The sequence below is a fragment of the Sulfurimonas sp. genome (assembly GCF_029027585.1).
Classification (GTDB): domain Bacteria; phylum Campylobacterota; class Campylobacteria; order Campylobacterales; family Sulfurimonadaceae; genus Sulfurimonas.
The window spans coordinates 2,146,577-2,167,014 of the sequence record NZ_CP093397.1; the positions used below are offsets into that span (position 1 = coordinate 2,146,577).

Consider the following 20,438-nt stretch of genomic DNA (forward strand, 5'->3'; position numbering starts at 1 on the left):
ATGAATTTTAATGAGTATGAAGAATTAGTAGAGAAGTTAAATATCTACTCAAAGCATTATTATGTTTTAGATGACCCTTTAACAACAGATGAGGTTTATGATAACTTATATAGAGAGTTGAAAAAGTATGAAGAAAACAATGAGAGTAAAATACTTAGTAACTCTCCCTCACAAAGAGTTGGTGATGAAGTTGCAAGTGGTTTTACAAAAGCAAAGCATCTATCTCGTATGTGGAGTTTAGAAGATATTTTTGATTCTAATGGTTTAGAAAAATGGCTGAAAAAAATATATAAACTTGATGAAAATATTTCGTTTTATTGCGAACCGAAATTTGATGGTGCGAGTTTGAATTTAATCTATGAAAATGGAGAATTGCTTAAAGGCATAACTCGTGGAGATGGAAGTGTTGGGGAGTTGATAACTCAAAATGTAAAAACCATTCGCTCTATCCCTTTAAGTATAAAACATAAACAACGCATAGAAATTCGTGGTGAAATTGTGATTTTTAAAGATGATTTTTACAAGATAAATGAAGCACGATTAAAAGAGCAAGAAGCAGTTTTTGCAAATCCTAGAAATGCAGCAGCGGGAAGTCTAAGACAACTTGATTCATCTGTAACGGCTAAAAGAAATTTAGTATTTTTACCTTATGGTGTAGGTGAGAATTCTTTAAATCAAAAGTTGTTAAGTTCTAAGATGGAGTACATATATGAACTTGGGTTTAGAAAGCCTCCTCAAAGTGCAATTTGCAAAGATTTTGAGGATATTCAAAAGATATATAAAATAATGAAAAACGACAGAGATAGCTACTCTATGATGCTAGATGGTATGGTTATAAAAGTAGATGAAATAGCTTCTCAAATAGATATGGGTTACACTGTTAAAAACCCTCGCTTTTCAGTTGCATATAAATTTCCAGCAGTTGAAAAGATAACAAGAGTAAAAGAGATAGTGCTTCAAGTTGGAAGAAGTGGAGCAGTTACTCCTGTTGCAGTAGTGGAGCCAACAAATATAGAAGGTGTAATAGTTGAGAGAGCGACTCTTCATAATTTTGATGAGATAGATAGAAAAGATATTCGTATTAACGACAAAGTCATCATACTTAGAAGTGGTGATGTGATTCCTAAAATTATAAAAGTTTTAACGCATGAAAGAGATAATACTCAACTGAAATATGAACGACCAACACTTTGTCCTGTGTGTGAGAGTGAACTTTTAGATGAGGGAGTTTTACTAAAGTGTCAAAATTTAGAATGTGAGGCTAGAGTAGTTAATTCTATTATTTATTTTGCTTCAAAACCATGTTTAAATATAGATGGACTTGGCAATAAAATAGTGGAAGCTCTTTTTACCTCAGGTCTTGTTAAAAGTGTTATTGATTTATTTGATTTAACACTTGAAAAACTTTTAGCTCTTGAAGGATTTAAAGATAAAAAATCTCAAAACCTTTTAGACTCTTTAGAAAAAGCAAAAGGTTCAGAGTATTGGAGATTTGTAAATTCTTTAGGTATAGAGCATGTGGGAGAGGTAGCATCTAAGAGTTTAAGTGAAGCTTTTGGTTCATCATTTGTAGATGCATCTAAAGAAGATATAATTTCGATAGATGGCATCGGAGAAGAGATGGCAGAATCAGTTTTAGAGTTTGTAAGAGTAAACAGACAAATCATACTGAATTTAGAAGCTATTTTAAAGCCTCTTAAGCCAGTAGAGAAAATAGAAGCACAAGAAAATCCTTTTAAAGGAAAAATAGTTGTCTTAACAGGGACTATGAGTGAATCAAGAGGTGTTATTAAAGAGATGTTAGAATCTTTTGGTGCTAAAGTATCAGGCTCAGTTTCTAAAAAAACTGATTTTTTAGTATATGGTGAAGATGCAGGAAGTAAGTATGATAAGGCAATAAATCTTGGTGTTAAGTGTTTAACAGAGCTAGATATGAAAAATAATTTAAGTGAGAAAAATAAATGAAAATAATTTTAGCAATATTAATATTTTGTAGTGTTTTATTGGCAGATAGAGATGGTGGACCATATATTGGTATAGGTTATGGTTTATCTTCTTATGGTGATGATGGAATATATAAAGAGGTTACTGAGTCGGATTCTGATACTCTTGTATTGTATGCTGGTGCATATGTTAATAAGCATCTAAGTGTGGAGTTAGGTTATGTTAACTTTAACCAAGGTGGTGATTATAAAGCAGTAAACGATAGTAATGTAGAAAAATCTATAGCTTTTAATGCAATGCATGTAAGTACATTAGTTCACTATGCTTTTTTTGATGATAGCTTAGATTTTTATGCAAAAATAGGCGTTGGTAACATGAGTGCTAGTGAGGGTTCAAGTGGTTTTAGTATTGTTTATGGTGGTGGCATAGGATATAGATTTTCAAAGATGTGGAGTATGAAAATAGCTTATGATAAGTATGAAACTGATTATAAAAAAGGAAACCTTGATAAAAGGATTGATTTAGGTGTTGTATATAGTGCTATTGAGATTCAATTTTGATCAGACTAGATAATTATCTTGTTAAAAATTTATCTATCGGAAGTAGAACAAAGGCTCAAACACTTATAAAAGAGGGTCTTGTAAGCGTAGATTCTAAAGTAATACTAAAGAATTCATTTCAAGTTCAAGGTAGCGATGAGGTAACAGTACAAGAACATAAAAAGTATGTATCTCGTTCAGCTTTTAAGTTAGAGGCTTTTTTAGATGAGTTAAACTTAAGTGTAGATGCTATGGTAGCTTTAGATATAGGGGCATCTACTGGTGGTTTTACTCAAGTTTTACTAGAGCGTGGAGTAAAAGAAGTAAGTGCTGTTGATGTAGGTCGTGAGCAGTTGCATCTAAGCTTATTAAATGATAAAAGAGTTCTTTCTTATGAGAGTTGTGATATAAGAGAGTTTAAAAGCAATAAAAACTTTGATATAGTAGTTAGTGATGTAGCTTTTATATCACTTTTAAATATTTTAGATGATATAGATAGATTGGCTACTAAAAAAATTATTTTACTTTTTAAACCACAGTTTGAAGTGGGTCGAGAAGCTAAACGAGATAATCATGGAGTTGTTATCGATGAAAAAGCAATCTTACTAGCGATGGAACGCTTTGAAGATGCATGTAAGAAAAAAGGATGGGATTTGATTTTGAAATCTGCTTCTAAGTTGACTGGAAAGGAAGGCAATCTTGAATACTGCTACTACTATGAAAAATAGCACAGCAATAGCAATAGGTGGCTTTGATGGTATGCATATAGGTCATCAACAACTTTTTAAAGAGATGGGTGAAAATGGTACTATTGTAGTTATTGAAACGGGTTATGCAAACCTTACACCAAAAAAAGAGCGAGAGAATTTTTCTAATTTTTCAATTTTGTATTTAAACTTAGAAAATATTCGCCATTTAGATGGAGAAGGATTTGTATCACTACTTCAAAGCAAATTTCCAAAACTTAAAAAAATTGTAGTTGGATATGATTTTCATTTTGGAAAGCACAGAAAGTATTCTTTTGATGATTTAAAGATACTTTTTAGTGGAGAAGTTAAAGTTGTTGATGAGGTAACTTTAAAAGGTGACTCTGTTCATTCTCACAAGATTAGAGCCAAAATACAAATAGGTGATATCAAAGGTGCAAATAACTTTTTAGGGCATAATTACACAATAAGAGGTCATCATATCACAGGTCAAGGCATCGGTAAAAAAGAGCTTGTAGCAACCATAAATATAGAAACAGAAGGCTTTTTAGTTCCTAAAGAAGGTGTCTATGTAAGTTTAACACGCATCGATGATGAAGAACATTATCATCCTTCTGTATCTTTTATAGGTCATAGAGTTACAACAGATGGTTCTTTTGCGATAGAATCACATATTTTAGATGGTGAGGTGGTTTGTGATACAAAAGCCAGCATTAGTTTTATTTCTTTTATAAGAGATAATAAAAAATTTGACTCAATACAAGAGTTAAAACAAGCGATAAAAAAAGATATAAATATCGCTTTAAATAAATTAAAGATTTTAGCATTATGAGAAAAAGAGAATATTTACAAAGTGTTGAGGGTGTTGATTTTAAATTTTATCAAACACCTAAAGATTTTATAGTTGATGAGATTATTTCAACTAAGTTTAAAGGCAAAGGAAACTACTTAATACTGCATATTCAAAAGTATGAATTAACAACTTGGGATATGGTGGCTATTTTTGCAGAGTATATGGGTGTTTTGGCACAAAAAATAGGTTACGCAGGTTTAAAAGACAAACATGCAACAACAACTCAGTACATTTCAGTAGATGCAACTTACGAGAAGATGTTAAAGAAATTTTATCATAAACAGATAAAGATTTTGAGTGCAACTAGACATTCTCACTCTATTCGTATGGGTGATTTGACTGGCAATAGATTTAGTATAAATTTACATTTTGTAGATAACATAGATGCTGGAAAAATTGAAAAAGTGGCAAGAAAGATAGCTAAAAATGGTTTACCAAATTACTTCGGTTATCAAAGATTTGGTAGGGATGCTGATAGCATAAATCAAGCAAAAGAGATGATTCAAGGGGATTTATTTATCGAAGATGCCAAGGTAAAGAAATTTTTGGTTTCCATCTATCAGAGTACATATTTTAATGACTGGTTACGAGAAAGAGTGAATATTACTTTAGATAATGATGAAACAGTATTTAAACTTTTAGAGGGAGATGTTTACAAATCTCTAGATGCTAAACTTTCTACTCCAAAAATTATGCCTACAAAAGAGTTTGAGAGTAAAAAACTTGTTCCAACCGGTCTGCTTTGTGGAAGAGATGTTTTTCGTGCAAGAGATGAAGCAGGGAAGATAGAAAATAGATTTGATGATGAATATTTACAAGATAAAGGTTATCGAAGAGAAGCTCTTATTTATCCAAAAGATATAGTTTGTAGTTATGTAAAAAAACAAACATTATTAAATATTTCATTTTCTTTGCCAAAAGGTTCCTATGCAACTGTCTTTTTAGAATCAATCGCTGGAAAGAATTTTAGTGCAAAAGATGTAAAACTTAAAGCAAAAAAATAATTAATTTATGAAAGTTTAATGCAACTTAGACTATAATCCCGTAATTATTTAAGAATAGGGAGCTTTTTTATGCCAGATTTGTTTACATTTTTCGGGATTATTTCTCACAACAAGGAATTTATCTACATTACACATATGTTATTATCAGCAGGTTTAGCGTTAATGTTGGTAAAATCTGCAATGTCAAACTTACAACTTGTTCCAAAGGGTACACAGAACTTAATGGAAGCATATCTTGGTGGCGTTCTTCAAATGGGAATAGATGTTATGGGAAAAGAAGACGCACGCCGTTATCTTCCCCTTATCGCAACTATTGGTCTTTTTGTTGGTATCGCTAATCTTATTGGTGTTATTCCAGGTTTTGAAGCTCCAACTGCATTTTTAGAATTTGCACTTACTTTAGCACTTGTTGTTTTTGTTTATTATAACTTTGAAGGTATCCGTCGTCAAGGTGTTATCAAATACTTTAAACATTTTTTAGGTCCAGTTTGGTGGTTATATTGGTTAATGTTCCCAATAGAGATAGTTTCTCATTTTTCTCGTCTTGTTTCTCTATCTTTCCGTCTTTTTGGAAATGTAAAGGGTGACGATATGTTCTTGATGGTTATCTTGATGTTAGCTCCTTGGTTACTTCCAATGATTCCATTTGCACTTCTTACTTTTATGGCATTTTTACAAGCATTTATTTTTATGATGCTTACAACTGTTTACCTTGGTTCAGCAGTAGTTATGGAAGATCACTAAGCCTTCCATAAATATCATGCAAAAAGATATATTCGATAGAATTATAGGCTTTTTGCTTGGAGCTTCATGGGCAGTAGTTCTTTTTGGTGCTTTACTTACTTTTAAAACCTTTATAGTTTTTGGTCTTTACTTCTCTTTATTTTTAACATTCCTTTTTATATTCTTCTCTTTATTTATGATTTTAGCTCTTGATGCTTTTACTGTTAATAGAAAAAGACTTCAAGAATCAAAAAAACAGACGCAACTCTTAGAAAAACTTTGTGAGAAAGAAGATGTTTAGTAATATTAAAGGCAATATTTTTGGAGGTATTACAGCTGCTGTAATAGCTCTTCCTTTAGCTTTAGCCTTTGGTGTAGCTAGTGGAGTTGGTGCCATTTCTGGTATATATGGAGCCATAGTCATAGGATTTTTAGCTTCACTTTTTGGTGGAACTTCTACACAAATCTCAGGTCCAACAGGACCGATGACTGTTGTAATTGCTAGTGCTGTTGTACTTTTTCATGGCGATATAAAAGCGGTTATGAGTGTTATCTTCTTAGCAGGAATTTTTCAAATAGTATTTGGTATTGCAAAGGTTGGAAAGTATGTAAAGTATATTCCCTATCCTGTTATTTCTGGTTTTATGAGTGGAATAGGTATGATTATTATTATTTTACAAATAAACCCATTTTTAGGACTTGATGGCTTTGGTTCTGTTATGCAAACTTTGCTAAATCTTCCTTCAACATTAACTCATGTAAATTTTAACTCCATTATTGTTGCTTTTGGTACTTTAATCATTATGTTTTTTACTCCTCAAAAAGTTTCTAAAATTATTCCAACTTCTTTAATGGCTTTAGTTTTTATGACAGTCATCGCAATCATTTTTAATCTTGATATAAAAACAATAGGTGAAATTCCTAGTTCTTTACCAGAGTTTACTTTTCCATCTTTTGAGATGAATCAAGTTAAAAATATAATAGGAATGGCTTTTACATTAGCACTTTTAGGAACAATAGATACACTCCTAACTTCACTAGTAGCAGATTCCATGACAAAGACTAAACATGACTCAAATAGAGAACTAATAGGTCAAGGAATTGGTAATACTTTTGTTTCTATGATAGGTGGAATTGCAGGTGCAGGTGCTACGATGCGTACAGTTGTAAATATAAAAAGTGGTGGAACTACAAAACTCTCAGGAATGATACATGCCGCTACATTACTTGTTATAATCTTATTTTTCGCACCTATTGCTTCTCAAATTCCTTTGGCTGTTCTTGCTGGAATATTGATGAAGGTCGGGGTGGATATACTTGATTATAAACTATTAAAGATGATGAACTTAGTGCCAAAGCATGATTTAGTAGTTATGATTGTAGTGTTTGTATTAACAGTTTTTGTAGATTTAATTATGGCAGTTGGTGTTGGTGTTGTTTTGGCATCTATGCTTATTGTTTATAGGATTACAGTTGAGTCAGAAGTTAAGATTGATTTTCATAAAGATGTAGATGATGTTATAAACAAAGATATACGCATAGTAAACATTGATGGAGCATTTTTCTTTGGTTCAGCAAGTATGTTTGAAGATAAAATATCTGAAATAATAGATACTAAAAAGATAGTTATCAACTGTCTTGATGTCCCTTTTATAGACATATCTGCGATATTTGTTTTAGAAGAGATGGTGCTAAAACTCAAAGACTTAGAGATAGAAGTGGTACTTGTTTTAAGAGATAGACACATGGCAAAACTCAAAAGACTAGATAAGATAAAAGTCTTCGATGAAATACCGATGTATAGATATTTAAGAGAAGCGATAGAGTAGCATAGAAAAAGTCAAATAAGACCATAAGTTCCATATCGAGGTATGGAACGAGACACAAGCGAATGTTGGTTTAGATTAGATATAAATAAAAAAATTATTAGGAATTAGTATGACAAAAAGTATATTTAATATATCTGCATTTTTTATGTTGATTATATTTATTGGATGTGGAAAAAAAGTTGTTATTTCGCATGAAATAAATTCAAGCCTTCCTATTAAAAAAGCTAGAGAAAATACTGAGAAATGTGTTTTCTCACAACATCGTCAATGGAAAGTCAGTGATTTTATAATAACAGACAAGTGCCTTATATTTAGTGATGGAACTATAACTAGAAACTCATCAAGTGGTATTGCAACAAGTTTGAATGGTGTTGCTATTGGTTCTTCCGGTGGTACATCAAGAACTAAGAATTTAGAAACAAGAATATATTATTCTGCAATCAAAGATGTTAAATTAGACCTTTGGAGTAGAAAATTTAAACAATGGTATACAGTAAAATTAATAACGGATGAATCATTCTATTATGTTTACAGAACAAGGAGCCTCGAAAAAGCAGAGGAATGTGCTGATGGAGTTGCTTCAGTTGTAGCATATTATAAAAATTATACTCCCCCTAAAGTTACAGAAGATGAATATAAAGCTACAAAGCCTTCATTAAAGATAGAAGATAGATTATCCAAAATCAAATTTTTATATGAAAATGGTCATATAACTAATGAAGAATATTTAGAAAAAAGAAAAAAAATCTTAGAAGGTATTTAAAAATTAATACTATAGAAAATATCATAAAATCTATACAAAGGGTGAATTATGAAAAATGTAAAATTAACACAAGAAGAAGAAATACTTGAGTATATTGAGGGCGATGAAGTAAAAGTGTACCTAATGTAAAAAAAGAAATGATAAGATATACTCAGATGGCAAAAGAGCATATTTCAAAAAAGAAAGCTATAAGTATAAGACTGCCCGAAAGTGACATATACTTACTTAAGCAAAGAGCTTTAGTAACTGGAATAAGTTATCAAAATATTATACAATCATTAGTGCATCAATACATGCACAATCAGATAAAAGCTGCTCTCTAATATGCTTTAGTGTATCTGCTTTATGATATATAAAAGCAAAAATTTGTTAAAATAGATAATCAATAATTTTATCTAAGGAAATCTATGTTTGAAGTCGTTAGTTGTTCTTGTTTTAAGAGAAAGATACATGGCAAAACTCAAAAGACTAGATAAGATAAAAGTCTTCGATGAAATACCGATGTATAAATATTTAAGAGAAGCGATAGGATAATGATTTTTGAGTTTATTAGCTATATATGACTATGATTATATAAATGAAAATATTTGTGAAAGTGTAAATAATGTTAAATAGTAACTTCAGATCTATCGTTTTAAATTCTACGCCACTTATAGATGTTCGTGCTCCCGCAGAATTTGAAAAAGGCTCTTTCCCACACTCTGTAAATCTACCACTTATCAATGATAAGCAAAGACATGAGATAGGAGTATGTTATAAAAAACTAGGTAATACTGAGGCATTAAAACTTGGACATAAGCTAATAAACGGCGAAGTGAAAGAAAAGCGTGTTAAAGCATGGTCGGATTTTATCAAAGTCAATTCAGATGCCAAACTTTTTTGTTTTAGAGGCGGTCAACGCTCTAAAATATCGCAAGAATGGCTGAGTCAGTTAGGATATGATATTGAGCGATTTAAAGGTGGTTATAAAGCATTTAGAAATTACCTTTTAAATGAAATAGAAGAGTCATGTAATCATTTCAAGCCAATTATTATTGGCGGTCATACTGGTTCTGGAAAAACAATTTTACTTAAAAAACTAGAAAATTCTATAGACCTTGAGAGTTTGGCAAACCATAGAGGCTCATCTTTTGGTAAAAAGACCACTCCACAGCCTTCACAGATAAATTTTGAAAATGATATGGCTTATGAACTTATCAAAAAACTTGATAGAGGCTTTAAATATTTAGTTTTTGAAGATGAGGGCAAGCATATTGGTAGAGTATATATACCTAATATTTTTGCAGAGTATCTTTCAAAAGCTCCACTTATCATACTTGAAACACCTATGATTCAAAGAGTAGATATAACCTTCGTTGAGTATGTACTAGAAGCACAAAAATTATATAAAAATAATATTGAGCAATGGAGTGATGTGATACTTGGCGCAATGCATAGAATAAGGCGAAGACTTGGTGGTCAGCGATATAAACTTCTTTGTGAAATATTTGATAATGCCCTTGATGAGCAGATACAAAGAGGCTCTATGGATGCGCATAAAGAGTGGATTGAATTACTTTTAAGTGAGTATTATGATCCTATGTATAATTATCAAATTCAAAAACGATGTCAACAAGTTGAGTTTAGAGGTTCGGCTGAAGAGATTTTTGAGTATTTATCAAAATATGACACTTAAAAGCAAAAATTAGATAAAATAAGTAATTAATAATTTTATCTAAGGAAATCTATGTTTGAAGTCGTTATAGGACTTGAAGTTCATGTACAACTAAACACTAAAACTAAACTTTTTTGCTCGTGTCCTACGAGTTTTAACCACAAACAAAATACAAATACTTGTCCAACTTGTCTTGCTCTTCCTGGTGCTTTACCAGTTTTAAATAAAGAAGTTCTACATAAATCTATCATGCTTGGAACAGCCATAGATGCTACAATAAACAAAACATCATTTTTTGATAGAAAGTCTTACTTCTATCCAGATTCTCCATCTGCTTTTCAAATTACGCAACTATATACTCCTATAGTTGAGAGAGGAACTTTAGAGATTGACTTAGAAGATGGTAGTAAAAAAACTATCCGAATAAATCGTGCTCATATAGAAGCGGATGCCGGTAAAAATATACATGAAGGCGATATATCTAAAGTAGATTTAAACCGCGGGGGAACGCCACTACTTGAAATAGTCTCAGAGCCAGACTTAAGTAATGGTGATGAAGTTGTGGCATATCTTAAAAAACTACACTCTATTATTCGTTACTTAGATATAGGTGATGCGAACATGCAAGAGGGTTCATTTAGAGTTGATGTAAATGTTTCCATCAGACCAAAAGGTGATAAAAAACTTTATACTCGTGTTGAAGTTAAGAATATAAATAGTTTCAAGTTTATTCAAAAAGCCATAGAAGTAGAAGTCACAAGACAGAGTGAAGCTTGGGAAGATGGAGTTTATGAAAAAGAAATAAGTCAAGAAACTAGACTTTTTGACCAAGTAAAACAAGAAACTCGTTCTATGCGCGGAAAAGAAGAAGCAGCTGATTATCGTTACTTTCCTGAGCCAGATTTACTAAAAGTAGTAGTTACTGATGAAATGTTTGAAAAATACTCAAAAATTCCAGAACTCCCAGATGCTAAAAGAGATAGGTTTGTAAAAGAGTATGGTATGAATGAATACAACTCAGGAGTTATTACTTCAAGCGTTGAAATAGCACACTTTTTTGAAACTATGATGAAAGAAGGCATAACGGCAAAAAATGCTATTACTTGGCTTACAGTTGAGCTTCTTGCTCGTTTTAAAGGTGATATAAATATAACCAATTCTCCAGTAGATGCAAATAAACTAGGCTTTTTAGTAAAAAGAATAGAAGATAAAACCATAAGTGGAAAAGCTGCTAAAGAAGTTCTTGATTATTTAATGAATAAAGATGAAGATATAGATGCTGTTATAGAAATACTAGGTTTAAAACAAGTAAGTGATAGTGGAGCGATAGAGTCTATGTGTGATGAAATAATCTCTGCAAATCCAGAGAAAGTTGAACAATACAAAGGCGGAAAAGAAAAACTTTTTGGTTTCTTTGTTGGTCAAGTGATGAAAGCATCTAAAGGTACTGCGAACCCTCAAGCAGTAAATGAAATTTTAAAAGTAAAATTAGGATAAAATAAAAATGATTAAGCGTTTAGTTGTTGATTTTGCATATTATTTAAATACATCAACTTCTTATAAAAATTCTAAACGCTCTATTTATGATCTATTAGAAAACAGTAACTATAAATATAAAAAATATTTTGATATTTTTATGATAACACTTATTTTTATAAGTGTAGCAATTCTCATTAGAGAAGTAAAATCTCATGTAAATGATAATCTACTTTTTTTCAACAACTATATTATTTCTATTATATTTTTTATTGAGTATATTTTAAGGCTTTGGATAAGCAGTAGTGTTAGTGAAGTTATCATAAAACAAAGTGAGCATGATAGTATGCTTGGAGATAAGTTTAGACTTTTCAAGGCTTTAAAAAACATATCTTATGATAAGTTTAGGTATATATTTTCTTTTAAAGCTATGGTTGATTTACTTGCAATCATTCCATTTTTCCATCAGTTAAGACTTCTTCGTATCTTTATACTCTTTAGAGTATTTAAGCTGTTTAGGTATGCAAAAAGTATTCAAACTTTTACTTCAATAATCTTAGCTAAAAAGTTTGAATTTTTTACACTTTTAATGTTTGCATCTATCATCATCTTTGTATCATCTGTTTTGATTTATGTTATGGAAGCAAATAATCCAGACTCGCCAATAGATACTCTTTTTGAAGCAGTTTATTGGTCTATTGTAACTATCTCTACTGTTGGTTATGGAGATATTACTCCTGTGACACAAGAAGGACGAGTCGTTGCAATGTTTGTGATAGTTGCAGGTATTGGTGTATTTTCTTTTACAACTTCACTTATTGTAACTGCTTTTACAGAAAAACTAGATGAGATAAAAGACCAGAAATTTATAGATGACATATCTAAAATAAAAGAGTTTTATCTTATTTGTGGATATGAAAATGTGGCAAAAGAAGTAGCTAAAAAACTTAGTAAAAAGAATAAAGTCATTATCTTAGAAGAAGACCCCATAAAGGCACAAAATGCTACTAAAGATGGTTTTGTAGCTCTTAATTATGATCCTGGTTCTATTGAAAGTTATAAAAAACTTCGCATAAATATACAAACTCAAGTCAAAGCAATACTCTGTTTAAGTCATAGTGATATTGAAAATATTTATACGGCGTTAACTATTCGCTCATTCAACAAAGATGTTTTTATTTTATCAATTTTAATGAATAAGATGAATAAAAATAAGCTGACATTTGCAGGAGCAAATGAAGTTTTTTATGAAAAAGAATTAGTAGGTATAATAGCAAAAGAGTTCGTAGGTCAGCCCGTTGCTTTTGAAGCTATCCATGAACTTCGTACAAATTATAATGGTATTGATATTGATGAGATATTGATAAATGATAGAATATTTAACAATATTTCAACCGTTGGTGAACTAGAAAATAAAAGGTATAGAATAGTTCTTTTAGGAATTTATAAAAAAGAAAAAGATAGATTTTTCTTTAACCCTATGGACAATATAGTTTTAGAAGTTGGAGATTATCTTTTAGTTATAGGAAATACTCAGTTTTTTACATGAATTTAGCACATACTTAAATAAAAGAGGCTCTTCTAATGCAAAATAATGCTTTATTGTTTGGAGATAATGAATTTACTTCAGAGATACAAAATAATATAGCTGAGCATTATAAAAATATTCAAGTATTTAAACTAAACTCTGATGATGAATACAGTTTTGATTTAAGTGATAATTGGGATGATTTAAGTAAAAAGTATAATATGAATGATTGTATAGTTTTTTGTAACCTAGAAAATATGGCTGAAAATATTTTTTTGACTATCTCTCTTCGTGATTCTTTTAAAGATTTAAACATAATCGCATTATCACGAGATAAAGAGAGTTCAGATAAACTTCTTTTAGCTGGAGCAACTAGAATTTTACCAACTACTCAAACAACAGCAAATACAATTGTTGAGATATTAGAAAAACCAATAGTTACTAAGATTTTTCATGATATTCTTTATGGAGATAGTGCTTTAAAAATTGCTGAGATAAAAGTACAAGAACATACTGTGCTTGATGGAAAGTACCCATCTGACATAGAGTGGAGTAGGGAGCATGGTATCATCGTTATTGCTATTGTGCAGGATGATATGAAAAGAAAGTTTATATACTCTTCAAAAGCAAAACATCATATCATTAAAAGTGGAGATATTTTTGTTGTTATTGGGTATGAGCAAGATATAAAAGATTTTGAAAAACTTATAGGAAATAAAAGTGAATAAAATAGGCGTAATAGGGGCAGGTAAATGGGGCTCGGCATTGGCTTTTGCTTTAAGTGAGAAAAATGAAGTTCTCATAAGTTCAAGAACTCCAAGAAATCTTAAAAATTTTGTTTCAATGAAAGAGATTTTAAAGTGCGAGTATTTAGTGGTAACTGTTCCTGCTCAGCAAGTATCTTCTTGGTTGAAAGAAAACTTTGTATTTAACAACCAAAAAATATTAGTAGCATCTAAAGGTATAGAAGCAAGTAGTGGTAAATTTTTAAATGAGATATATGAAGAGTTCGTTCCTGATAAAAATATCGCTTTTTTATCTGGTCCATCTTTTGCATCTGAGGTTTTAAAATCTCTTCCAACAGCTTTAGTAGTAAACTCTAAAAATGAAGAGTTAAGTGAAAAATTTGCTTCTTTATTCCCCTCTTTTATAAAAGCCTATACTTCAACTGATGTTATGGGTGCAGAAGTTTGCGGAGCGTATAAAAATGTTATAGCAATCGCGGCTGGGATATGTGAAGGTTTAGGACTTGGTAAAAATGCCGCTGCCTCATTAATCTCTCGAGGTTTAGTTGAGATGCAAAGGTTTGGGTATGAGTATGGAGCAAAAGATGAGAGCTTTGTTGGACTAAGTGGAGCGGGAGATTTGTTTCTTACCGCGTCTTCTATTATGAGTCGGAATTTTCGTGTCGGTTTGGGCTTGTCAAAGGACAAATCTCAACAAGAGATACTTGATGATTTAGGTGAAGTTGCTGAGGGTATAGGAACAAGTTATGCCTTAGAAAAAATTGCAAATGAAAAAGGTTTATACCTTCCAATAGCTAAAGAAGTTTATAAGATGTTAGAGGGAAAAAATCCACAAGAATCTTTAAAAGATTTACTGTCAAGTTGAATTATAAATGATTCAAAATAAAGAACAAATAAAAAAGATAGCCTTAGCTTTTTTTGTGGGAATTGTTACTTTTGCACTTTCTATGATTTTATTTAACCAAACTCAAGCTTTTCTTTTGGGTCTTATAGCATTTTTAGTTGCACTTTGGACAAACGAGGGTTTACCTTTAGCTGTTGTTTCTTTACTTCCGATCGTTTTATTTCCAGCTTTTGGAGTTTTAAGTACAAAAGCAACCTCTGTAAATTATGCTCATCCAATAATATTTTTATTTTTAGGTGGATTTATGTTGGCTATCGCTGTTGAGAAAAGTAATCTTCACACTTATATAGCAGATAAGATGCTCTCTTTATTCCAAGTACTCCAAGAGGTATTATTTTTTCTCTTGCAATAACTTCTGGTCTTTTAAGCTCAATTCTTTCAAATACTACTACAACACTTTTACTTATCTCGATAGCTCTTTTTATTACAAACGATGTAAAATTAAAACTTAGATTTGCTTTAGCTATCGCCTATGGTGCTAGTGTTGGAGGGATTTTAACTCCTATTGGTACACCTCCAAATCTTATACTTTTGGGGATTATGAGTGAAAAAGGTATGGAGCCAATTGCATTTTTTCAGTGGATGTGGATGGTCTCTCCGCTTGTTATTTTAATGTTTATAGCAGTTGGGTTACTTCTTAGTTTTGGTGTTGATAATACACCTATAAAAAGAGAAACAAATGCCAAGACTCTAGATGCTACTCAAAAAAAGATTTTGTATTTGATGGTGCTTTAATTCTTCTGCTTCTTGTAAATGCACCGATGAAGCCTTTTTGGGGAGGTTTAGGACTTAGTGAAGCGGGAATACTTCTTAGTATGGGTTTACTTTTATTTATGCCACCTTTTAATGTTCTTGATTGGACTGATGATAAAGCTAAAATCCCATTTAGGATTATGTTTTTGTTTGGAGCAGGTTTTTCCATTGCAAAGGCTTTTAGCGGGACAGGTTTAGCAGATGAAGTTGCTTCTTACTTGATAGTTATGACCTCTTTACCTCCGATGCTACTACTTTTATCAGTTGCGATGCTAATCACATTTACAACAGAGATAACATCAAATACTGCACTGATATCTATTATGCTTCCAGTAATTTACTCTGTTGCTGAGCAAACTGGCATAAATTCCACTCTTTTTATGATGGTCGCAACTCTTTGTGCAAGTTATGCTTTTATGTTGCCTATTGCCACTCCTCCAAATGCGATTGCTATGAGTAGTGGAGCAGTTGATGTTAAAAGTATGGTTAGGTATGGCGTGGTTTTAAATTTTATAGGTATAATCCTAATCGTGTTAATCGCAGAATTTTTCTTCAAAGGTATTTTATGATAGTTCATATAGTTATGTTTAAGTTTAAGAGTGAAAATAAAGAGTCAAATATTGCTCAAGTTGTTAAAAAGCTAGAATCTTTAGTTGATTTAATCTCATTTTTAAAATCTATGGAAGTTGGAGTTGATTTTAGTAAAACGGATAGAGCTTTTGACTTGTCTTTGTATAGCACTTTTGATACAAAAGAAGATTTAAAAACTTACGCAGTCCACGGTGAACATTTAAAAGTAGTAGAGCTTATAAAAAGTGTAACGCTTGAGTCTAAAGTGGTTGATTATACTCTTGAATCAAAGGTTTAGAATCTTGTAAAAGTAAGATAGGCTCTATAAATGGAGCTAATTTACTCAAAAAATTAAGTAAGGACATAATGGGAGAAGCATAAAAAAACTTTACTTTATTATTGTAGTGCCAAAGTTGATCTGCATATTGATAAATATAGTAAGGTTTATCACCGATATTATCTCCATTTTTATCAAATCCGCTATATCTATCCCAGTAGTTATACTCAACTATATTTGAATCAGATTTATAACCCCTTGTACTTTTAACAATATCATCAATATTTCCAATAAATTGATTATTTGAAATTGTATTATTTCTTATGACAAGATGAAAACGGATAGCTTCTTTATTAAAAGATATTTCATTATTTTGTATATCTCTTTTCATTCCTACTTCGGTTGCTTCAGAGTCTATGTATATACCTTTTGCATTAAACTTAATGATATTGTTTTTAAGTGTAAGATTAGATACACCTTTTATCATAACTCCTATTCCAGCAGCCCCTTTTGTACTTTTTATAGAATTATTTAAAATTTTTGTATCTTTTGCACCCATTAACATTATTGAAACAGAATTATATATATAACTATTTTCTTCAATGGTGTTATTGTGAGAGTTAGTTAGATGAAGAGCAAATCTATTGTTTGTAAAAGTATTGTTTGAAATGATATTATTATTTGAGTAACTAAAGGTTGCATCTCTTGATTTATCAATTATATTGTTTTGTATAAGATTATTGTTGGAGTAGTATATTTTTTAAAGCATCCCCTCTTTGGCTTATCTCTTTTTTTCTTTGAGGAAATATAGTTATTTGATATTATAGAATCTTCAACCATTAGCATATTTATTCCATAAAGAGAATTTAGAATTTTGCAGTTGCTTATTTCAGAATTTCTACTTTTATTTATAAAAATAGCAGAGTTTAGTTCATACATTTTATCACCACTATTTATAATAGTTAAATTTTTAAGTATGACATTTGAACTTGTGATGGTAATAACATCTTTGTAACCATTTCCATCTATTACAGCATTTTTTTGTTTACCTATTATAGTGAGTGGTTTATTTATGATTATATTGCCCCTATAGATGCCATCTGGCAACTTAAGAGTTGAACCAGATGGAGCATTGTCTATAGCAACTTGGAGGATATTAGAATATAAAGATGTTACAATAAATAGCGTAAATAAAAATATCTTCATTTTTAGTAAAAGTGATGAATCTCTTCCATGATATTTGAGAATTCAATATCATCGCCTTTTTCTTTTAAAAAATTTATTAAATATTTTTCACTAGATTCAATACTATCATTTTTTTCTATTTCTAAAAGTTTTTTATATAAATCAGCAATAATCTCTATAACATGTTTAGAGATACTTTTTCTTGAAGCATGGTAACCGATAATTTTGCCTGTATCAGTATCTTTTCTAATTTCGAATTCTGTAAATATCCAGTAGTATCTTCCATCTTTAGCCAAGTTTTTTACAACAGCATTTATATTATTGCCAGATGATATTGTTTGCCAAAGAAGCTTAAAAACAACACTTGGCATGTCGGGATGTCTTACAATATTATGAGGTTTTCCAATAAGTTCTTCTTTAGAATAACCAGATACTTCAATGAAGTAATCATTGCAAAATGTAATTTTACCATTTTCATCTGTTTCACTAACAATATATCTTTTAGAATCTAAAAGAATTTCAATATCAAGTGGAGTTGGTTTATTCATCTTATATTCGTCCATTTAAAAGTCTTATAAGAGCATCAGATATATCTTTAAAGTTCATGATTCTTTTTCCGTTATGTTCTTTAGAATACTTCTGAGCAGATGCATAGGTTGAAAAAGCAGGTAAGTCATCTCCAGCCGGAGATATGATATTTGCTCCATAAACATAAAAAGCACCTTTTGCATTTATGGGTTTTAGTGTTATAAAGTCTGTAACTAAAATATTTTTAAAGTCAGCCTCACTCTTCACCCCAACATCAAACCATTTTCCAGGTTGATGATAAAACTCTATCATTGATTTAGGGCTAGAAAAAAATAGAACTTTTGAATTAGTTAGTTCAATTTTTGATACCCATTTCGGGTCTTTATAGACTTCTATATGTCTTACTAAACATTTTGTTTCTTTTGTAAAATTCATCTCATAAGAGAGTAAAACACTAGATGCTAATACTATGGCTAATATAATTTTTATCATTTTCATTTCCTTTCTGGCACTAAATGCCGATACCCCCGTGGCTAAAGCCTAAGTGGGGTGTTAAACTAAATCTTTTTTCTCAAAAATTTTAAACCCAAAAAAGGCAAAAAATAGACCAATAAATAATGGATAAGCTATGGACAGAAGTACAAAAACTGTTTGACTCATAGAATCAAGTATATAAAAAGCAACTGGCCCCATAACTGTCAACTCAGGGTCAAATAGTGAGATTGCAGCAACCCTAAATATTTCCATAGGGTTTGCTAATGCTATAAAAATAATAAGTTCTTCGTTAAATCTGTTTTGCATCATTAGTGAAATTAATGCTATATCTATAAATGCTAATAAAAATATCCATATAAAAAAAGCAATACCAAGAGCAACTTCACTTGATTTTACAAAAGATGATATAAAAAATGCGATACCTAAAAATGCTCCACTCATAGCAAAAAGTAAGCCTGTATATAAAAAGAAAATATCCCAAGGAATAGAAGCACCTTTTATAGAACCATAAACAATAGCAATAACCATAGCAAAAATAACAGGAAGATAAACAGTAATAAAACGACCTATGATTTTACCCCAATAATATTGCTTTAGTGAAATAGGGAAAGATAACATATACTCAAGTATATGATTATCTCTATCTCCTGATATAGAACGAACAGTTGTGATGAGTATAAATATTGGTAGTATAACAATAGTGATTTGTATATACATTAATAAGAGTCTGCTTAATCCACTAAAGCCCATGACTTGGGACTCTGTTACTCCTGCTATAAAAAACAGAGCAATCATGCCACCAAAAACCAGTGAGTAAACTACAAACCATTTAGCTCGTATAGACTCTTTTAAGTCTAAGTATGCGATTAAATATAAATTTTTCATTTGCTTCCTAATATTTGTTTTCTAATTTTTGGGTTTGTCATATTTTCACCCCTTAACATTTTTACGCTAACTTCTTTAAAATTGATTTGACTTTTTTGTTTATGCTCATAGGCACAAAATCCATAAGACATAGGAGTCTTTTCGCCTATTGTGTAGTGAGCACTTTTAGCATCTATATATTTTTGTGTATCTTTTGAGTAAACATCCATTTTTACTTTTTTAATTTTGTTTTCATTTGTCCATAAAATCATGCAACCAATATCATCAAAGTAGTAGGTCTTTTTATTTTTTACTAAAGTTGAACTATACTCTTTTGATTTATCTATTTCCATATTGCATTTTGGGCAAATCTTTAGCTCATTTTGTACCTTATTTGATGAACTCTGAGTTGAGTTACAAGCAGTAAAAAATAGCAATAAAAAACTAAATAAAAAATTATACTTTTTCATCTGATACTATTTTACCAAGGTCCATATATATTTGTCTATTTACTAAGTCTTTTACTTCTTCTAATCTGTGAGTAACAAAAAGTAAAACTTTTTCATCTTCATTTTGTTTTAAAAGTCTGTAAAAATCATCTCTTGCAACAGGGTCTAAGTTGGCTGTTGGTTCATCATAAATGATAATATTACTTTTTTTTGCGATAGAAATTGCGATTAATAATTTTTGTTTCATTCCACCACTAAGTTTAAAAAATGATTTGTGCATATTTGATTTAATATCTAGTTTCATCTCATTTGCATAGTGTATAATTTTTTCTTTATCAACATTAGCACTTACTGAAATGTAGTGTATAAGTTCACTTATGCTAAGTTTTATCGGAGGTGGAAGTTGTGGAACAAAACTAATCTCTTTTAAAACTTCAATTCTTTGTTTTATTGGGTTTAGTCCATTTATAAGAACTTCACCTGCATTTGGGTGATAATAACCTAAAATACAACGAATTAAAGTAGTTTTACCTGCCCCATTAGCACCCATCAAAGCGATAGACTCATTTTTATTAAATTCACAACTAATATTATCTAGAGAGATATGTGAAGCAAACTTTTTTGTTAAATTATTTATTTTTATCATA

General features: G+C 30.6%; 25 protein-coding genes and 1 pseudogene. 19 read left to right on the top strand and 7 right to left on the bottom strand.

Going from position 1 to position 20,438, the window contains the following annotated elements:
- The 19 genes and pseudogenes from ligA to MOV50_RS11250 all read left to right on the top strand — a co-directional run bounded on the left by ligA (position 1) and on the right by MOV50_RS11250 (position 16,291).
- Positions 1 to 1,965, top strand: a complete 1,965-nt coding sequence (gene ligA / locus MOV50_RS11160) for an NAD-dependent DNA ligase LigA (protein WP_321777983.1) — start codon at positions 1 to 3, stop codon at positions 1,963 to 1,965.
- On the top strand, positions 1,962 to 2,504 hold the full coding sequence (locus tag MOV50_RS11165) for an outer membrane beta-barrel protein (RefSeq protein WP_321777984.1): 543 nt from the start codon (positions 1,962 to 1,964) through the stop codon (positions 2,502 to 2,504). Before ligA ends, MOV50_RS11165 begins: the two co-directional genes overlap by 4 nt.
- Positions 2,504 to 3,211, top strand: coding sequence for a TlyA family RNA methyltransferase (locus MOV50_RS11170; protein ID WP_321779669.1), 708 nt, complete (start codon positions 2,504 to 2,506; stop codon positions 3,209 to 3,211). The genes MOV50_RS11165 and MOV50_RS11170 overlap by 1 nt, the downstream gene beginning before the upstream one ends.
- A complete protein-coding gene (locus MOV50_RS11175) occupies positions 3,201 to 4,022 on the top strand; it encodes a bifunctional riboflavin kinase/FAD synthetase (RefSeq protein WP_321779670.1) in 822 nt (273 codons plus the stop codon). The genes MOV50_RS11170 and MOV50_RS11175 overlap by 11 nt, the downstream gene beginning before the upstream one ends.
- Complete coding sequence (locus tag MOV50_RS11180) at positions 4,019 to 5,047, top strand: tRNA pseudouridine(13) synthase TruD (protein ID WP_321777985.1); 1,029 nt, start codon at positions 4,019 to 4,021, stop codon at positions 5,045 to 5,047. The genes MOV50_RS11175 and MOV50_RS11180 overlap by 4 nt, the downstream gene beginning before the upstream one ends.
- A gap of 69 nt (positions 5,048 to 5,116) precedes the next feature.
- Positions 5,117 to 5,791 (top strand): F0F1 ATP synthase subunit A, encoded by a 675-nt coding sequence (locus MOV50_RS11185; protein WP_321777986.1) that lies wholly within the window; start codon positions 5,117 to 5,119, stop codon positions 5,789 to 5,791.
- 16 nt (positions 5,792 to 5,807) lie between these two features.
- Positions 5,808 to 6,071: a hypothetical protein gene (locus MOV50_RS11190; protein ID WP_321777987.1), complete on the top strand. Its 264-nt coding sequence runs from the start codon at positions 5,808 to 5,810 to the stop codon at positions 6,069 to 6,071.
- Positions 6,064 to 7,599 carry a SulP family inorganic anion transporter gene (locus MOV50_RS11195; protein ID WP_321777988.1) on the top strand — a complete coding sequence of 512 codons (1,536 nt, stop codon included), beginning with the start codon at positions 6,064 to 6,066 and terminating at the stop codon, positions 7,597 to 7,599. Before MOV50_RS11190 ends, MOV50_RS11195 begins: the two co-directional genes overlap by 8 nt.
- Positions 7,600 to 7,708: 109 nt before the next feature.
- Positions 7,709 to 8,362, top strand: a complete 654-nt coding sequence (locus MOV50_RS11200; protein WP_321777989.1) for an SHOCT domain-containing protein — start codon at positions 7,709 to 7,711, stop codon at positions 8,360 to 8,362.
- 137 nt (positions 8,363 to 8,499) lie between these two features.
- On the top strand, positions 8,500 to 8,685 hold the full coding sequence (locus MOV50_RS11205) for a hypothetical protein (protein WP_321777990.1): 186 nt from the start codon (positions 8,500 to 8,502) through the stop codon (positions 8,683 to 8,685).
- A gap of 88 nt (positions 8,686 to 8,773) precedes the next feature.
- The gene (locus MOV50_RS11210; RefSeq protein ID WP_321777991.1) at positions 8,774 to 8,896 is read left to right on the top strand and encodes a hypothetical protein; all 123 of its coding nucleotides are present in this window, start codon (positions 8,774 to 8,776) and stop codon (positions 8,894 to 8,896) included.
- A 70-nt stretch (positions 8,897 to 8,966) separates the two neighbouring features.
- Positions 8,967 to 10,037, top strand: coding sequence for a tRNA 2-selenouridine(34) synthase MnmH (mnmH, locus tag MOV50_RS11215; protein WP_321777992.1), 1,071 nt, complete (start codon positions 8,967 to 8,969; stop codon positions 10,035 to 10,037).
- Positions 10,038 to 10,088: 51 nt separating this feature from the next.
- Complete coding sequence (gene gatB / locus MOV50_RS11220) at positions 10,089 to 11,513, top strand: Asp-tRNA(Asn)/Glu-tRNA(Gln) amidotransferase subunit GatB (protein WP_321777993.1); 1,425 nt, start codon at positions 10,089 to 10,091, stop codon at positions 11,511 to 11,513.
- A gap of 7 nt (positions 11,514 to 11,520) precedes the next feature.
- Positions 11,521 to 13,041: an ion transporter gene (locus MOV50_RS11225; RefSeq protein ID WP_321777994.1), complete on the top strand. Its 1,521-nt coding sequence runs from the start codon at positions 11,521 to 11,523 to the stop codon at positions 13,039 to 13,041.
- 35 nt (positions 13,042 to 13,076) lie between these two features.
- Entirely contained in the window at positions 13,077 to 13,748 is a 672-nt protein-coding gene (locus MOV50_RS11230; RefSeq protein WP_321777995.1) for a TrkA C-terminal domain-containing protein, read from the top strand.
- Positions 13,741 to 14,631, top strand: coding sequence for an NAD(P)H-dependent glycerol-3-phosphate dehydrogenase (locus MOV50_RS11235; RefSeq protein ID WP_321777996.1), 891 nt, complete (start codon positions 13,741 to 13,743; stop codon positions 14,629 to 14,631). The genes MOV50_RS11230 and MOV50_RS11235 overlap by 8 nt, the downstream gene beginning before the upstream one ends.
- An 82-nt stretch (positions 14,632 to 14,713) precedes the next feature.
- Positions 14,714 to 15,402: pseudogene (locus MOV50_RS11240) on the top strand (SLC13 family permease); the annotation flags it as partial.
- Positions 15,403 to 15,431: 29 nt separating this feature from the next.
- Positions 15,432 to 15,992 carry an SLC13 family permease gene (locus tag MOV50_RS11245; protein WP_321777997.1) on the top strand — a complete coding sequence of 187 codons (561 nt, stop codon included), beginning with the start codon at positions 15,432 to 15,434 and terminating at the stop codon, positions 15,990 to 15,992.
- Positions 15,989 to 16,291, top strand: a complete 303-nt coding sequence (locus tag MOV50_RS11250) for a Dabb family protein (RefSeq protein ID WP_321777998.1) — start codon at positions 15,989 to 15,991, stop codon at positions 16,289 to 16,291. Before MOV50_RS11245 ends, MOV50_RS11250 begins: the two co-directional genes overlap by 4 nt.
- Here MOV50_RS11250 and MOV50_RS11255 read toward each other — a convergent pair.
- From MOV50_RS11255 to MOV50_RS11285, 7 genes are read right to left on the bottom strand one after another with little or no spacing between them, the layout of a single operon-like run.
- Positions 16,254 to 17,027 (bottom strand): NosD domain-containing protein, encoded by a 774-nt coding sequence (locus MOV50_RS11255; RefSeq protein WP_321779671.1) that lies wholly within the window; start codon positions 17,025 to 17,027, stop codon positions 16,254 to 16,256. The two genes, MOV50_RS11250 and MOV50_RS11255, sit on opposite strands and share 38 nt — an antisense overlap.
- Positions 16,988 to 17,476: a right-handed parallel beta-helix repeat-containing protein gene (locus tag MOV50_RS11260; protein WP_321777999.1), complete on the bottom strand. Its 489-nt coding sequence runs from the start codon at positions 17,474 to 17,476 to the stop codon at positions 16,988 to 16,990. The genes MOV50_RS11255 and MOV50_RS11260 overlap by 40 nt, the downstream gene beginning before the upstream one ends.
- A 2-nt stretch (positions 17,477 to 17,478) precedes the next feature.
- Positions 17,479 to 18,018, bottom strand: coding sequence for a PAS domain-containing protein (locus MOV50_RS11265; protein WP_321778000.1), 540 nt, complete (start codon positions 18,016 to 18,018; stop codon positions 17,479 to 17,481).
- Positions 18,005 to 18,475, bottom strand: a complete 471-nt coding sequence (locus tag MOV50_RS11270; RefSeq protein ID WP_321778001.1) for a nitrous oxide reductase accessory protein NosL — start codon at positions 18,473 to 18,475, stop codon at positions 18,005 to 18,007. The genes MOV50_RS11265 and MOV50_RS11270 overlap by 14 nt, the downstream gene beginning before the upstream one ends.
- A gap of 60 nt (positions 18,476 to 18,535) precedes the next feature.
- Complete coding sequence (locus tag MOV50_RS11275; protein ID WP_321778002.1) at positions 18,536 to 19,363, bottom strand: ABC transporter permease; 828 nt, start codon at positions 19,361 to 19,363, stop codon at positions 18,536 to 18,538.
- Entirely contained in the window at positions 19,360 to 19,812 is a 453-nt protein-coding gene (locus tag MOV50_RS11280; protein ID WP_321778003.1) for a hypothetical protein, read from the bottom strand. Before MOV50_RS11280 ends, MOV50_RS11275 begins: the two co-directional genes overlap by 4 nt.
- Complete coding sequence (locus tag MOV50_RS11285) at positions 19,799 to 20,437, bottom strand: ABC transporter ATP-binding protein (RefSeq protein WP_321778004.1); 639 nt, start codon at positions 20,435 to 20,437, stop codon at positions 19,799 to 19,801. Before MOV50_RS11285 ends, MOV50_RS11280 begins: the two co-directional genes overlap by 14 nt.
- Between the last annotated feature and the right edge of the window lies 1 nt (position 20,438).